Source organism: Bacillus sp. BF2-3, assembly GCF_008368795.1.
In the GTDB taxonomy this organism is placed as follows: domain Bacteria; phylum Bacillota; class Bacilli; order Bacillales; family Bacillaceae_G; genus Bacillus_A; species Bacillus_A cereus.
Window position 1 is genome coordinate 65,229 of record NZ_QOSA01000002.1, and the last position, 15,531, is coordinate 80,759.

The following is a 15,531-nucleotide window of genomic DNA, read 5'->3' on the forward strand; positions in this document are numbered from 1 at the left end:
GACAACAATGAAAAAATGGAATAAAATATGTAAGGGTACATAATAGTAAATATTTTAATAAACGCATATAAGAAAATAAATAATGAAGTGAAACTTCTATCAGTGGATCATTACGTTAGAAAAGGAAGGGTGTGGAATATGCCAGATTTAGTGAGTGATGTAAGCCATTATATGAATTATTTAGTGACGAAACGAAATACTGTTTCTAGTAATATTGCAAATGCGAATACACCTGGCTATAAAGCACAAGATGTAACATTTGCTGAGCAGATGAATAAAAGTAGTGCCTTATATAAAAATAATGCGGCTGATTTAAAGAGCAATCCAGATTTATATCAAACGAATGAAATGCACTTACCGACAGTAAATACGAAAAATACATATGCAAAGATTCAAACAAAATCAATGCAAACGAATAAAGACGGAAATAGTGTGGATGTAACGACAGAAATGCTAGATTTAATGAAAGCAAATCAGTTATACGGTATTTCAATAAACGCAATTAATACACAATATGCAATTAACCAAGCGGCACGCGGACGTTAAAAGTAGAAGGAGAGACAACGGATGTTTCAGGCAATTAATGCAAGTGGCTCAGGGCTAACGACAGCGAGAAAGTGGATGGAAGTTACTTCTAACAATATTGTAAATGCAAATACGACGGCGGCTCCGGGGGCAGATTTATATGAGCGTCGTAGTGTGGTGTTAGAATCAAACAATAGTTTTGCAAGTATGTTAGATGGGGCTCCTACTAATGGAGTAAAAATAAAAAGTATTGAAGCAGACAAAACGGAAAATTTAGTGTATGATCCGACGCATCCACACGCAAATGAAGAAGGATATGTACGTTATCCAAATATTGATGTAACTGCTGAAATGACGAATGTAATGGTTGCTCAAAAAATGTATGAAGCGAATACGAGTGTATTAAATGCGAATAAAAAAATGCTTGATAAAGATTTAGAAATCGGCCGAGGATAAGGGGGAAAATCGTAATATGAAAATTCAACCAATGTTACATACACAACCATTTGGAGCAATTCAGTCAATTGGTGCACCGAAAACTTCTCAAACATCGGTAGCTCCGGAGAAAAAGTTTATTGATTTATTGGAAGATATGAATCAAACGCAAAACAATGCACAAACAGCAGTATATGATTTACTAACTAAAGGGGTAGGAGAAACACATGACGTTTTAATTCAGCAAAAGAAAGCTGAGTCTCAAATGAAAACGGCTGCTCTCGTACGTGATAATCTTATTGAAAATTATAAGTCACTAATTAATATGCAAATTTAGGAAAGTGGACGGGTGTGTTTAAATGGAAAAGATGAAAAATGTTATCCAATCGTTAAAAACGTGGCATAAGTTAGTAATCGGTGCTGCGCTTTTAGCGATTGTAACAGGAGCACTTTTATACTTCACCTTGCCAGATAAATATGTTGTTGTATATCAAAATTTAAATGATGCAGATAAACAAGAGATTACAGCAGAATTATCGAAGTTAGGTGTCGATTACCAATTAGCGGCCGATGGTTCAATTCGTGTGCAAAAGAATGATGCTCCATGGGTTCGAAAAGAAATGAATGGGATGGGCTTACCGTTTAATTCGAAAAGCGGTGAAGAAATTTTATTAGAAAGCTCTCTCGGTTCAAGTGAACAAGATAAAAAAATGAAGCAAATTGTCGGTACGAAGAAGCAATTGGAACAAGATATTGTAAGAAACTTTGCGACAGTTGAAACGGCAAATGTTCAAATTACATTGCCTGAAAAAGAGACGATTTTTGATGAAGAAAAAGCGAAAGGAACAGCGGCGATTACGGTTGGAGTGAAACGTGGACAATTGTTAACGGCTGATCAAGTTGCAGGTATACAGCAAATGATTAGTGCAGCGGTTCCTGGTGTGAAAGCAGAAGAAGTAAGTGTTATTGATAGTAAAAAAGGTGTTATCTCAAAAGGAGCAGATGAAGCACATTCTAGTAGTTCCTCTTCTTATGAGAAAGAAGTAGAGATGCAGCACCAACTTGAAGGTAAATTAAAGCAAGATATTGATGCAACGTTAATGACGATGTTTAAACCGAATGAATATAAAGTGAATACGAAAGTATCTGTAAACTACGATGAAGTTACACGTCAGTCAGAGAAGTATGGTGATAAAGGTGTACTTCGTAGTAAACAAGAGCAAGAAGAAAGCTCTACTGCGCAAGAAGGGGCAGATACGAAGCAAGGTGCTGGTATTACAGCGAACGGTGAAGTGCCAAACTACGGTACGAACAATAATCAAAATGGCAAAGTTGTCTACGATAATAAAAATGGCAACAAAATCGAAAACTATGAAATAGATAAAACAGTTGAAACAATTAAGAAACACCCAGAATTAACGAAAACAAATGTTGTTGTATGGGTAGATAATGATACGTTAGTAAAACGAAGAATTGATATGACTACTTTCAAAGAAGCAATTGGAACAGCGGCAGGACTTCAAGCTGATCCGAACGGTAACTTTATAAATGGTCAAGTTAACGTTGTAACTGTTCAGTTCGATCAGCCGAAAGCTGAAAAAGAGAAAGAGCCAGAAAAAAGTGGTATGAACTGGTGGTTATTCGGTGGAATTACAGCTGGCTTATTAGCAATCGGTGGTCTAGTATGGTTCTTATTAGCAAGACGTAAGAGAAAGAAAGAAGAAGAGGAATATGAAGAATACTTAGCAGAAGATGAAATTGCTGCAAGTAATGAAAGCATCTTGGAAATTCCTGAAGAAAAAATAGTGCCAGAGCCAAAACCTGAACCAGAAGAACCGAAAGAACCAACGTTAGATGAACAAGTGCAGGATGCTACGAAAGAACATGTAGAAGGTACTGCAAAAGTAATTAAAAAATGGTTAAACGGACAGTAAGGGAGGAACAACGATGTTAGATGAAATCTCCTCCAAAGAAAAAGCTGCCATCCTCATTCGTACATTAGACGAAGGGGTGGCAGCAAAAGTCATTGAATATATGACAGCTGAGGAAAAAGAAGTATTACTTCGTGAAATTGCGAAGTTTCGTGTATATAAACCAGAAACGTTAGAGAATGTACTAGGAGAGTTCTTATATGAACTAAATGTAAAAGAATTGAACTTAGTCACTCCAGATAAAGAGTATATTCGTCGTATATTTAAAAACATGCCAGAAGACGAACTGGAAAAATTATTGGAAGACCTTTGGTATAACAAAGATAATCCATTTGAATTCTTAAATTCACTTACAGATTTAGAACCACTTCTTACAGTGCTTAATGATGAGTCACCACAAACAATTGCAATTATCGCTTCTTATATTAAACCGCAACTTGCGTCTCAATTAATTGAGAGATTGCCAGATCATAAGCGAGTAGAAACGGTAATGGGTATTGCGAAACTAGAACAAGTTGATGGTGAATTAATTAATCAAATTGGTGAGTTGTTAAAAACGAAATTAAATAATATGGCATTTAGTGCAATTAATAAAACTGATGGCTTGAAAACAATCGTAAACATTTTAAATAATGTTTCACGAGGTGTTGAAAAAACAGTCTTTCAAAAACTGGATGAAGTCGATTATGAGTTATCTGAGAAAATTAAAGAAAATATGTTTGTCTTTGAAGACTTACTTGGTCTTGAAGATCTTGCGCTTCGCCGTGTATTAGAAGAAATTACAGATAACGGTGTTCTTGCGAAAGCACTTAAAATTGCAAAAGAAGAAATTAAAGAGAAATTATTTACATGTATGTCTTCAAACCGTAAAGAGATGATTCTAGAAGAATTAGATGGCTTAGGACCGCTTAAGATGACGGATGCTGAAAAAGCGCAGCAAACGATCACTGGTACAGTGAAAAAGCTAGAGAAAGAAGGAAGAATTATCGTTCAAAGAGGTGAAGAGGATGTCCTTATTTAAAAACAGAATTCCGAAGAATTCTGTTTCTTTTTCTGAAGAAACGTATGAATTACAATTTCCAAAACCAGCTTCAGTCCAAATAGAAGAGGAAGAATTACAAGCAGATCATGCAGAGCTTCGCGCCCAGCAAGAATCATTACATATGGAAATGAATCAGCTAAGGCAAGAGCAGCAAATGCTAGAACGAGAGCGTCAGCAGTTATTACAAGATAAAGAACAATTTCAAATGCATATTCATGAACAAATGGAACAGATGGAAGCAGCGCGTGTGCAGTTTCAAAAAGAACAACAAGAAATAGCATATGAATGGACAGAGTTATTATGGGATCAATCATTTCATTTAGCAGAAAAAATCGTGAATCAAGCGGTAGATTCACGATTGCTTGATGTGCTACCTATTTTAACTGGCATCGTGCAAACATTGCCAACTTCGTTTGAAAAATTAATCATTACAGTACATCCAGAAACGTTTGAACGTATTCAAGAAGAGAAGGAGAATACGAAAGAATATTGGTTACTACAATTAGTAGAATGGAAATATGATTTCTCCCTGCAGTTTGGTGAATTTGTTCTGGAAGAAGAGAAAGAGTTCTTTGAATTTAAATTTGCACCTATATTTGCGAAACTTCGTCAGAAATGGGAAGAAGAGAAGTTATTTGAGGAGCAAAATGTATGAGCCGCCTGTTAATGAATGAGAACGAAAAATGGAATAAGTTCATTGAAACACCGCTGTATACGAAAGTAGGCAAAGTTCATAGTGTACAAGAACAGTTTTTCGTAGCAAAAGGGCCGAAAGCGAAGATCGGAGATGTTTGCTTCGTTGGAGAACATAACGTCTTATGTGAAGTGATTGCCATTGAAAAAGAAAATAATATGCTACTTCCATTTGAACAGACAGAAAAAGTATGTTATGGAGATTCAGTGACACTAGTTTCAGAAGATGTTGTTGTACCACGTGGTAATCACTTGCTCGGAAAAGTGTTAAGTGCAAATGGTGAAGTGTTAAATGAGAAAGCTGAAAACATTCCATTACAGAAAATAAAACTAGATGCACCGCCTATACATGCATTTGAACGTGAAGAGATTACCGATGTATTTGAAACAGGAATAAAATCAATTGATTCTATGCTAACAATTGGTATCGGTCAAAAGATTGGTATTTTTGCTGGGTCAGGTGTTGGTAAATCTACTTTACTTGGAATGATAGCAAAAAATGCAAAAGCTGATATAAACGTTATTAGTTTAGTAGGAGAACGTGGCCGGGAAGTAAAAGACTTTATTCGAAAAGAGTTAGGCGAGGAAGGTATGCGAAAAAGCGTCGTTGTTGTAGCGACGTCAGATGAAAGTCATCTTATGCAACTTCGTGCAGCGAAACTCGCAACGTCTATTGCTGAATACTTCCGTGATCAAGGTAATAACGTATTACTTATGATGGACTCTGTTACTCGTTTTGCCGATGCACGAAGAAGTGTTGATATTGCTGTTAAAGAGTTACCGATTGGTGGTAAAACACTATTAATGGAAAGTTATATGAAGAAGCTGTTAGAGCGGTCCGGTAAAACACAAAAGGGATCTATAACAGGTATTTATACGGTGCTTGTTGATGGGGACGATTTAAATGGTCCTGTACCAGATTTAGCACGTGGTATTTTAGATGGACATATCGTATTAAAGCGTGAGCTTGCAACGCTTAGTCATTATCCTGCAATTTCAGTATTAGATTCAGTAAGTAGGATTATGGAAGAAATCGTTTCACCACATCATTGGCAACTTGCAAATGAAATGAGAAAGATTTTATCAATTTATAAAGAAAATGAATTGTATTTTAAGTTAGGAACGATTCAAGAAAATGAAGAAAATGCTTATATTTTTGAATGTAAAAATAAAGTAGAAGGCATAAATACATTTTTAAAGCAAGGCCGATCGGATAGTTTCCCATTTGATGATATCGTTGAAGCGATACACCATATAGTATAAGGCCTCTGCCCAAGAGGTCTTATTTTTTTGTTTTTTAATATTTCACAGATTTTTTTGGAAAAAAACTATATAATAGAAAAAGAGAACGTTATAATAGGAAGGGGCTATGAAAACAGGTGGATAAACAGCAGTACGACACAATAAAATTGCAAATAAATCAAGAAAAAGAGCATATTTTAAAAGAAGTGTATGAATTAACAGCTGAAAAAAGAAAAATAGAACAAAAAAAAGAATATGATTTATATGTTGTGAAATCGCGTAGTAAAGTCGTACAAACTGGGCAACGTATTATGGCTGGCATGCTTTCTTCACATACGTTTTCACCTGAAAGAATAGAAGAATGGAATCGAAAAATTAAAAAAACAGAAGGTTTTATTCAAAAAAATGAAAGCCTTTTAGAGCAAGTAAAAGAAAAAGAACGTGTCATTGATGAGATGTATCAAGAAGATTGCAGAAAGCTTGCGAAAGCACAAGAAAAGCTGGAAGAAAAAATGCTTCTGGATTTGAAAATGTGTATGAATGGATGAGGTGAATGTAGTGATACAGTCTGTATTACCGGTGCAACAAAGTTTACCTCCGCAAAAAGAAAAAGGGCTAGAAGTACAATCGAAAAATGAAGATTCTTCATTCGATCGTACGATGAGAATCGAAAATAAAAAGCAGCCGAAAACGGAGAAAACGAAACGAGAAGAAGCACCAAAAGAAGAGAAAAAAGAATATAACCTTTCTAAACCATCGGTAACGAAAGAAGAACCAATTGTAAAGAAAGAAGAAAAAAAAGCGACAGAACAGTTGTTATTAGCTGTATCTGAGCAAATGGTTGCAATTGAGCAATTACATGTGCAACCGGAATTGTTATATCAATACATACAAAAAATACAAGAGCTATATAAAGAATATGGCAATATTAAACTTAATGAATTACCTGCAGCTGAATTACAACAATTACAAGAACTTCTTTCAAATATGAATATCAAAAATGCTATATGTTTAGAAGATACAATGCAAATGGTATTAGACAAAATGAATATGCCAGAGCAAACGATGCAAGCATTGAAGGTTGTAGAAACAGAAACTTGTAATATTGCAAAGGAACAAGAAGAGTCTAAAGAGGTAGATCTTCCGAAACTTGAGAGCGATGATGCAAAGGTAGAGTTGCCAGAAGTTGATGCCTTAAATGATTCGAGCTCTGCAGGTGCAGAATTATTAAATAAAACGACGAGTACCGAACAAGTAGGGAAATCAAATAGTGGTGCTGAGAAAGTTTCATTACCTGACTTAGGAAAGAAAATGGAAGCGCAAGTAGAAGCGCTGCAAAAATTTGTAGTGAAACAAGAACGTGTTTTATTCCAGTTAAATCCAGAAAAACTTGGTACATTAACAGTGTTTATGAAAAAACACGGAGATCAAATTGACGTTCACGTAGAAATGGAAAAACACGATGCGAAAAAACGTGTTGAAATCATTTTTGATGAATTGAGATTAAAGTTAAAAGAAAAAGAAATCAATATTCAAATTAGCTATTCAGATAAAGATGAAAATCGTAAAGAACAGCGAGAACAAGAGCAAAGGCAAAAACAAAAATTAGCAAATACAAATCATGAAAAACAACAATCAACAGAATTTGCGGGATTATTGGAGGAATAAAGCGTGCCAACAGTTGGATTAAATACAACGAGTACAAATCATATTCCGTTACAAGCAGGAGCGCAAAAAAGTAATGTACCTGTTAATGGTGTACAATCGCCAGTGCAACAAAGTAATGGAGTTTCAGCAGGAGCGCAAAAGACTCCTGGGGTAATGGGGAAAGATGATTTCTTAAAATTGTTTTTATCAAGTTTCCAACATCAAGATCCATTTAATGCGATGGATATGAATCAAATGATGAATCAGACAGCGCAGTTATCTCTTATGGAACAAGTACAGAATATGACGAAAGCAGTAGATAAGCTGCAATCAACGATGTATTCAACAGCACTTGATGGTGGAATGAAGTTTTTAGGGAAATACGTAAGAGGTGTTGACGGTGACGGAAACAAAGTAACCGGTCAAGTAGAAACGGTTCGTCTTGCGGAAAATAACGATGTACAGCTCGTTATTAATAATAAAGTTGTCTCTCTTCGTTTCGTTGAGAGAGTGTCTGATAAACCGATTGGGGAAACGAACCCAGAAGACGCAAAGAAAGACGATCAAAAAGTAACTGAAGAAGTAAAAACTACAAATTCATAAGGAGTGTCCATACGTTATGATTAAAGCGTTATATACAAGTATTACAGGGATGAATGCAACACAAAATGCATTAAGTGTAACTTCAAATAATATTGCCAATGCACAAACAGTAGGTTATAAAAAACAAAAAGCAATGTTTGATGATTTACTATATAACAATTCGATTGGTGCAAAAGGTGACGGTAAATACGCAGGAACGAATCCGAAAAGTATTGGTAACGGTGTGAAAATGAGTGGTACGGTTACGGATTATAGTGATGGTACAATTACGTTAACAGGTGGCAAAACACAAGCAGCAATGGAAGGTAATGGTTTCTTCGTTGTAGGTGATTCAAAAGGCGGAAATATGGAATTTACTCGTAAAGGTACGTTTGGGATATCTTCAGATTACTATATTACGAATACCGAAGGTCAATACGTGTTTGCATACCCTGCAAATGAGGCAACTGGTGAAGTTGATTTATCTGGAATTCCAGGACCGTTGCAAATTCCAATGGGAACAGCAATTGGTGGTATTCGAACATCAAAAGGGACAATTAAAGGGAATATTCCAACTGGAGAAAAACAAATTACACAAGATTTACCTGTATATGATAATGCGGGGAATACATGGACAATGCGTGTAGAGTTTAAACAAACGAGTGAACATAACTATACATATAAAGTACAAATGCGCAATGACTCGAAAAAAGAAACAGAGTTTAAAGATGTTCCAGGTGCAGGTGGTAATATGACATTTGATGCTGTTGGAAATCCAAATCCGAAAGAGCAAGGAGCCAATATTCCATTTGATGGCGGTTCTATAAAATTAGACTTAAGCCATTTAACAAATCATCCAACAGATAAAACATTATCAGTAACAGACGTAGATGGTAGAGCAGCAGCGACGGTTAAAGATTGCTTCATTGCTGACGGTGGATACGTAATGGTAAAATATTCTGATGGAAGTATGAAATCTGCAGGTCAATTAGCTGTTGCAATGTTCCCTAACGAAGGCGGACTAATGAAAACAGGTAATGGTAACTATACAGCAACGAATACAACAGGTATTTTAGCTCTTGGTACATCTGGTCAAAACGGTGCAGGTAAAGTACGCGGTGGTGCACAAGAAGGTGCTAACGTAGATTTATCTGTAGAATTCGTTGACTTAATGTTATACCAACGCGGATTCCAAGGAAATGCGAAAGTAATTAAAGTTTCAGATGAAGTATTAAATGAAGTTGTAAACTTAATTCGATAATATATCGCATGGAAAAAATGTAATGGAGTAGAAAGGGTTTTTTATTCGTATGACAAGACAAGAACGAATTTTACAATTGCCTTTTTTCGAAAATAAACGTGAACTTGCCGAGCAAGTATTAAAAATAGAACGAGAAGAGCATGTATATTTACCAGATCAATTTGAAATTAAGCAAGTGCCACCGTATTCATTTGGCGAAAAACAAGCAATCATTGGCCGTATCCATGAGTTTTATTTCATAAGTGTTGGCAGCGATACTGTTTGGAAGTATCAACTGTTTAAGGATGAGATGAAGTGTCGTGAGTTTTTTGTTATGTTGCCAAATATTACGGATCAGCAGATAGCGTTTTGGTTTAATAACATAGAGTTATTGAAAGGTTCTTAAAAGCACTTTTTAGGTTTTGAGAGAGGACCTGGTGATGTTTTGGAGCGGTTAGTGCCTAATAGAGTCCCGACCGATGTGTAAGACCAGAGATATGTAGCGTTACTAGAGTAGTGTGGTAGTGTAAGAAGTGGTAATATAAAATAGTTTTAAGTTAATTTAAGGTAGTTGTATATACAATTAGACTGAATTTCTATAAAAGGAGAGGTGAGGAGGATGGCGCAAAATAAGTATCGCGTTACATTCATTTCGCCGAGTGAGGTTGAGCAGCGAACTGTAATGGCGGCGAATAGTTTGCCAGATTTAATTCGTAAAGTAGAGAGTATTATCGCAGATCCAAACGGTTATTTTGTGAATGATAAAAAAAATAATTGTTATTTTAAAGTGATTAAAGAAAATGTTACGTTTATTCAATATGAGTTACTATTTTCGGATAAGGAAATTCATATTGAAAAATTAAAACATATAGCACCGGTAGTATTAAAACGATTATTCGAAAAAATAAATGACCCAGAATTATATGCACTTGCGCTACTTGATGTTGATATAGCAACGAAAGAATATGTGCTAGCAGAAATGAATTCTGAACTGAGAATAAGAGTAGAGACGGAGCTTTCGAAAAAATGGGAAGCAATGCCGACGGAAATTGTAGGAGCACAAGAAGTGTTATTAGAGGCACTTGCTTCGTTTATACAAGATTAATTGTTTTTTTATAAAATGAATCGTTCGACTATCTATATTTTTTATATAGGTAGTTGACTTTTTCGCTTTTATAAAGCTTAATAATTAGATATACGGAATTAATGGAAGGGGAGCGACACCTTTATGTCACAAGCACAAAGTATTTTATTAGAAAGCGGAACAAATGAATTAGAGATTGTTACGTACACTGTTGGTGAAAACCTATTTAGTATTAATGTAATGAAAGTACGTGAAATCATTAATCCATTCCCTGTTACAACTGTGCCAGAATCTCATCATGCAGTTGAAGGTGTTGTTCAAGTACGTGGTGAAATTTTACCTGTTATTAACTTGGCAATGGCTCTTAATTTAAAGTCAACAAAGCCACTTGATCAAACGAAATTTATCATCTCAGAATTAAACCAAATGAAAGTTATTTTCCGCGTTGATGAAGTGCATCGTATTCAACGTATTTCGTGGGAACAAATTGATGAACCTGCTTCATTATCTATGGGACTAGAAGAAACGACATCTGGTATTGTAAAACTAGATGGAAAAATCATCTTACTATTAGATTATGAAAAAATTGTATGTGAAATTAGCGGCACTGGTTATGACAATAAATCAATTGCAGGATTAGAACAAAAAACAGATCGAGCTGAAAAAGTAATTTACATTGCAGAAGATTCAGCGATGCTTCGCCAAATATTAGAAGAAACATTATCATCAGCTGGATATACGAAAATGAACTTCTTTAGCAATGGTGCAGAAGCGTTAGCCCAAATTGAAAAATTAGCGAAAGAGCAAGGCGAAAAAATGTTTGAACATATTCACTTGCTAATTACGGATATTGAAATGCCAAAAATGGATGGACATCATTTAACGAAAGTGGTTAAGGATAGTGAAGTAATGAATCGTTTACCAGTCATTATTTTCTCTTCATTAATTACAAATGAATTATTCCATAAAGGTGAAGCTGTAGGAGCAAATGCTCAAGTAAGTAAGCCAGATATTCAAGAGCTAATTGGTTTAGTTGATAAGTTAGTACTTTAAAAGTTTCTATTTAGCCGAAATAGAAGCTCTAGCCAAGTGTTGAGCAGTCAGTGCTTAATAGAGCCCTATGCGATGTTGAGACCAGACATATGGAGTGGTTATAGGTAACTAGAAGAGCTGGTGTATAACATTTTTCTATTTAGTAGAAATAGAGGAACTACTTATGTAAGGAAGTTTTCAGTGCTTAATAGAGTCTCATGTGATGTGAGTTCAGAGGTATGAAGTAGTTTTAGGTAAGAAGAAGTGAGACTTCGATTGAGGATTTGAAAACTAGGTTTATAACTCTATTCTGTTAGAGAGAGGAAGGAATTAGCCATATGTAGCATTGGCTAATTCCTTTTTAGTATTCTATACTTTAAGCTGGTAGAAAAATGAAAGGTTTCTGGGGTGTTTGGTGCTGTATGTATGAAAATTCTTCATTTGAAGATTTTTGATTTAAAAATATAAGCAAACGCATTTTCAATGGTTATTTTATTAATATTTCGTGGTAGCGCAAATTTTTTCGGTGAAAAAATATTCAAAATACCATATAATATAATTAAATGTAATTAATATGCAATTTTGCATATTAATAAAAAACATTTTCCAAATTTTTATACTTTCTATACATTTTTGTATGTTAATTATTTGACAGATAATTTCGAACTGTTATAATATGGATATGTAAAAATTGCTATTTTCTTAAAAGACATGGGAGTCAGATGAGAATTGTGAAAGGATGAGGGGGAGTGGCACAGATTATGTATCACCACACAGCAATTAATGTATTAGGTCTTTTACAAAACATGTCAAATAATAAAATGAACGATATGCAACTAGAGGTGGAATTTAAAAAAATAGAAAAAGAATTCCAAGTAAAGTATGAAGAATTAGTTGATTTACATAATAGAATGGTATTATTTCAAATAGATATAGAAAAAAATGGCGGGATGCGAGCGTACGAAAAATCAGCAATTACATGGCTGAAATCTGAACTAGAGCTACTGTATGAAGTGTATCAATTTTGTCAGCGTCACGGTTTAAACATTTTAAATATTTCAAAATACGTAAGTAAAAATGAACTAAATCTTTTTCCAAAAACAGAAAGTCAATTGCAAAATACGTATTATAAATTGAAAAAACGTGAAATACCGTTTGAAAATATTGAAAAACAAAAACCAGGACGAAAGAGAAAATATATACCAGTAAAAGAGACAATCGTTGCAAGAAAACAAGAAAATGAGTACGAATTAAAAGAAGAAATCCAGCATAAAGAAGATGAAAAAAATCTTGTAACAGTTATATCTGGTATCGTTGATAACTTTGAAACAATTAATCAATGTAGTGAAAGGAAAGAAGACGAACTACATCAGTTTATGGAAGGTATTTATAAGCTTTCTAGCATGGCAGCAGGGCGTTCTAGAGAAGCAAAGAATACACGTAGTCTAGAAGGTGAATTGCAGTCGTTACAACTAGAAAATGAAAGGCTAAAACGAGAGAAAGAAGAGCTTGTACAAGATATTAAAGGCATGACGCAGCTTTTAATTCATTTCATTACAAGTTCTGATATCGATCAAATTCGTAAATTACCAACTTTCGTACAGGATTGTAAAATGGAATTACATAAACTAGGGCTATATAATGCACAAGACGGTAAAATGAAAATTATGGTTGATCGTAGCGGACAAGTTATGACCGTAACACAGTAATAAAATTTGGGTACAAAATAAAAGGGAGATACATAGTTTATATGTATTTCCCTTTTATTTTTTATGGAATCGTTCCAAAGAAGGAAGATGAACTTTTACGAGTGTAGTAGTTTAGAAACCATTTGCGGAATTTGGTTCGCTTGTGAAACTATACTAAGGGCAACTTCAGTTAATAATTTGAACTTTAAAAAATCACTCATCTCCTGCGCCATGTCTGCATCTTCAATTCGAGATACAGCATCTGTTAACGCCATACTTTGGCTATTTAAATTTTCAATATTAAATTGTAAACGATTTATCATAGCACCAAGGTTGGCACGATGAAGTGATACATTTTGTAAAGCCTCTTCAATTTTACGAATCGCCGTTCTTGCTTCTTGTTCTGTTGAAATGTTGATGTCATGTTGTGTAGGGGAAGGGGGAATATGTTTCGTCATATTTATTGTATGACCGATATCGTCTAATGTAACAGGGCGGTTTTGACCGTCAAATACGGATAAATCATTAAATTCAGTCGTCTCGCCAATATAGCTAATTTGTTCTGCTAAAGACTGAAACTCTTTATTCAGCGAATGACGGTTTTTATTTGAATTTGTACCGTTTGAGGATTGAACGGCTAAATCACGCATACGCTGTAAAATATTTGTCACAGTTTGAAGGGCAGCTTCCGCCGTGCGAAGCATCGATATCGCATCCTCATTATTACGAATCGCCACACGCATGCCACTCGCTCTCGCATGCATACGAGTCACAATTGCAATATTAGCGGGATTATCAGAAGCGTTGTTCAACTTCTTACCAGTCGCCAAATGCTCCATCGCAACATTCATACGCTTCTCATTCTCATACAACGACTGCCTAGCATTCATACTCAAAACATTCGTACCAATACGCATAATAGACACTCCTTATAGATTGATATAGTCAGTGTTCTAAAGCTAATAAACGGTTATGAAAAGATAAAAGGCTTATGCTTATTTGCTATTTGTGTTTTAGCATAAGAGGGGATCAAGATAAGCACTGACCGCTTCTATGCATGGCAGATACTCTCTTTCACATAAAAAAGAAAGTTTTATAAATAATCTATCTATATAGAAAAAATAAACCTCTCCGCAAGCAGAGAGGTTTATTCAGGAAACTAACTCAAATGGCTTATTGTAATAATTTAGAAACCATTTGTGGAGTTTGGTTTGCTTGAGAAAGCATGCTGATTCCAGCTTCGTTCAAGATTTTGAACTTAGTCATTTCAGACATTTCTTTTGCCATGTCAGCGTCTTCGATTTGAGAAGCAGCTGAAGCCATAGAAGAAGATTGGCTCTTTAGGTTGTTTACGTTAAAGTCAAGACGGTTTAATGTAGCACCTAGAGTTGCACGGTTTGAAGCGATTGTATCTAATGCAGCATCAATTGATTTAATTGCTTCAGAAGCGTTTGGTGAAGCTTTTGTAATATCACCTGCTGCAGGTGCAGTATAAGCAGTTCCGATTGCCTTAGCTTTTGTAAGATCTGGAGTAGCATCAGCTTCGAAAGCTGTAATTGCATCCGTAACAGCTTTAATTTGTGCATCACTCATTAAGTTTTTGTCAGCTTTAGCAAATGCTGTTTTAAAGTCAGCAACTGCTGAATTAATTGCTGCTGCAGCTGGAGTACCAGTTAATCCAGCTAATGCTGTTTTAGCAGTACCTACAGCATCAATATTTGCTTTATCTTTAGCAATATCTGCTGCTGTAAGTGTGATTGTTTTATTACCAGTGCCTTCAATAGATAACTTATCGATATTTAAAGCTGTAGTAGATGAATCAGCTAGATTAATATTGATTTGTTTCGTTGTATCAGCGTTATCTAAAGTTTGAATAGCAATAGATTTGTTATCACCATTTAATAATTTCTTATCGTTAAACTCTGTGTTTTTAGAAATGTAATCAATTTGTTCTTTTAATGCAGAAAATTCTTTATCTAATGCTTTTTGGTTATCGCTAGTGTTCGTACCATTCGCAGATTGGTTAGCGATGTCACGCATACGAAGTAAGATGTTAGATACAGAGTTTAAAGCTGAGTCAGCTGTACGGATTAATGACATACCGTCTTGCGTGTTGTTAGCTGCAACACCTAATCCGCTTTCACGTGCACGCATACGAGTTGCGATTGCAAGACCTGCTGCATCGTCAGAAGCATTGTTGATACGTTTACCGCTTGATAAACGGTCCATAGCGTTGCTCATTTTAGCTTGGTTTTGGCGCATGTACTCTTGAGTACGCATGCTGTTAATGTTTGTATTAATTCTCATGTTAAGAAACCCCCATTTTTTTATATTGACTTTTCTGCAAATTGAAAAACGGTAATATGCGAAAAAATCAATTTCGAGATTTA

Annotated in this window: 17 protein-coding genes; 15 read left to right on the plus strand and 2 right to left on the minus strand. The window is 35.1% G+C overall.

Translation table 11 applies throughout. The annotated features are described in order from the left end of the window. Nucleotides 1–87: 87 nt before the first annotated feature. From flgB to DN401_RS02535, 15 genes are all read left to right on the plus strand, one after another. Entirely contained in the window at nucleotides 88–546 is a 459-nt protein-coding gene (flgB, locus tag DN401_RS02465) for a flagellar basal body rod protein FlgB (protein ID WP_370445031.1), read from the plus strand. A 21-nt stretch (nucleotides 547–567) separates the two neighbouring features. Continuing rightward, nucleotides 568–981, plus strand: coding sequence for a flagellar basal body rod protein FlgC (gene flgC / locus DN401_RS02470; protein WP_000484680.1), 414 nt, complete (start codon nucleotides 568–570; stop codon nucleotides 979–981). Nucleotides 982–997: 16 nt separating this feature from the next. After that, nucleotides 998–1,297, plus strand: a complete 300-nt coding sequence (fliE, locus tag DN401_RS02475; protein WP_000701670.1) for a flagellar hook-basal body complex protein FliE — start codon at nucleotides 998–1,000, stop codon at nucleotides 1,295–1,297. Nucleotides 1,298–1,319: 22 nt separating this feature from the next. Continuing rightward, on the plus strand, nucleotides 1,320–2,894 hold the full coding sequence (locus DN401_RS02480) for a flagellar M-ring protein FliF C-terminal domain-containing protein (protein ID WP_000413931.1): 1,575 nt from the start codon (nucleotides 1,320–1,322) through the stop codon (nucleotides 2,892–2,894). Between the two features lie 13 nt (nucleotides 2,895–2,907). Beyond that, nucleotides 2,908–3,912 carry a flagellar motor switch protein FliG gene (gene fliG / locus DN401_RS02485; RefSeq protein ID WP_000883356.1) on the plus strand — a complete coding sequence of 335 codons (1,005 nt, stop codon included), beginning with the start codon at nucleotides 2,908–2,910 and terminating at the stop codon, nucleotides 3,910–3,912. Beyond that, nucleotides 3,899–4,588 (plus strand): FliH/SctL family protein, encoded by a 690-nt coding sequence (locus tag DN401_RS02490; RefSeq protein ID WP_000051695.1) that lies wholly within the window; start codon nucleotides 3,899–3,901, stop codon nucleotides 4,586–4,588. The genes fliG and DN401_RS02490 overlap by 14 nt, the downstream gene beginning before the upstream one ends. Beyond that, complete coding sequence (gene fliI / locus DN401_RS02495) at nucleotides 4,585–5,889, plus strand: flagellar protein export ATPase FliI (RefSeq protein ID WP_017672970.1); 1,305 nt, start codon at nucleotides 4,585–4,587, stop codon at nucleotides 5,887–5,889. The genes DN401_RS02490 and fliI overlap by 4 nt, the downstream gene beginning before the upstream one ends. A 116-nt stretch (nucleotides 5,890–6,005) precedes the next feature. Next, a complete protein-coding gene (locus tag DN401_RS02500; RefSeq protein ID WP_000360859.1) occupies nucleotides 6,006–6,416 on the plus strand; it encodes a hypothetical protein in 411 nt (136 codons plus the stop codon). 10 nt (nucleotides 6,417–6,426) lie between these two features. After that, on the plus strand, nucleotides 6,427–7,536 hold the full coding sequence (locus DN401_RS02505; protein ID WP_149287494.1) for a flagellar hook-length control protein FliK: 1,110 nt from the start codon (nucleotides 6,427–6,429) through the stop codon (nucleotides 7,534–7,536). 3 nt (nucleotides 7,537–7,539) lie between these two features. Continuing rightward, complete coding sequence (locus tag DN401_RS02510; RefSeq protein ID WP_001143462.1) at nucleotides 7,540–8,118, plus strand: flagellar hook assembly protein FlgD; 579 nt, start codon at nucleotides 7,540–7,542, stop codon at nucleotides 8,116–8,118. Nucleotides 8,119–8,134: 16 nt separating this feature from the next. Next, nucleotides 8,135–9,358, plus strand: coding sequence for a flagellar hook protein FlgE (locus tag DN401_RS02515; RefSeq protein WP_000588321.1), 1,224 nt, complete (start codon nucleotides 8,135–8,137; stop codon nucleotides 9,356–9,358). 49 nt (nucleotides 9,359–9,407) lie between these two features. Beyond that, a complete protein-coding gene (locus DN401_RS02520) occupies nucleotides 9,408–9,743 on the plus strand; it encodes a DUF3964 family protein (RefSeq protein WP_000198169.1) in 336 nt (111 codons plus the stop codon). A 213-nt stretch (nucleotides 9,744–9,956) separates the two neighbouring features. Further along, complete coding sequence (locus DN401_RS02525) at nucleotides 9,957–10,442, plus strand: hypothetical protein (RefSeq protein ID WP_000068301.1); 486 nt, start codon at nucleotides 9,957–9,959, stop codon at nucleotides 10,440–10,442. 123 nt (nucleotides 10,443–10,565) lie between these two features. Continuing rightward, nucleotides 10,566–11,474: a chemotaxis protein gene (locus DN401_RS02530; RefSeq protein ID WP_000075943.1), complete on the plus strand. Its 909-nt coding sequence runs from the start codon at nucleotides 10,566–10,568 to the stop codon at nucleotides 11,472–11,474. 740 nt (nucleotides 11,475–12,214) lie between these two features. Beyond that, complete coding sequence (locus DN401_RS02535; protein ID WP_000274682.1) at nucleotides 12,215–13,162, plus strand: DNA-binding domain-containing protein; 948 nt, start codon at nucleotides 12,215–12,217, stop codon at nucleotides 13,160–13,162. A 95-nt stretch (nucleotides 13,163–13,257) separates the two neighbouring features. Here DN401_RS02535 and DN401_RS02540 read toward each other — a convergent pair whose 3' ends face one another. Both DN401_RS02540 and DN401_RS02545 read right to left on the minus strand, forming a co-directional pair. Then, entirely contained in the window at nucleotides 13,258–14,058 is an 801-nt protein-coding gene (locus tag DN401_RS02540; protein WP_149287495.1) for a flagellin N-terminal helical domain-containing protein, read from the minus strand. 256 nt (nucleotides 14,059–14,314) lie between these two features. Next, nucleotides 14,315–15,448: a flagellin N-terminal helical domain-containing protein gene (locus tag DN401_RS02545; protein ID WP_001222351.1), complete on the minus strand. Its 1,134-nt coding sequence runs from the start codon at nucleotides 15,446–15,448 to the stop codon at nucleotides 14,315–14,317. Nucleotides 15,449–15,531: the final 83 nt, after the last annotated feature.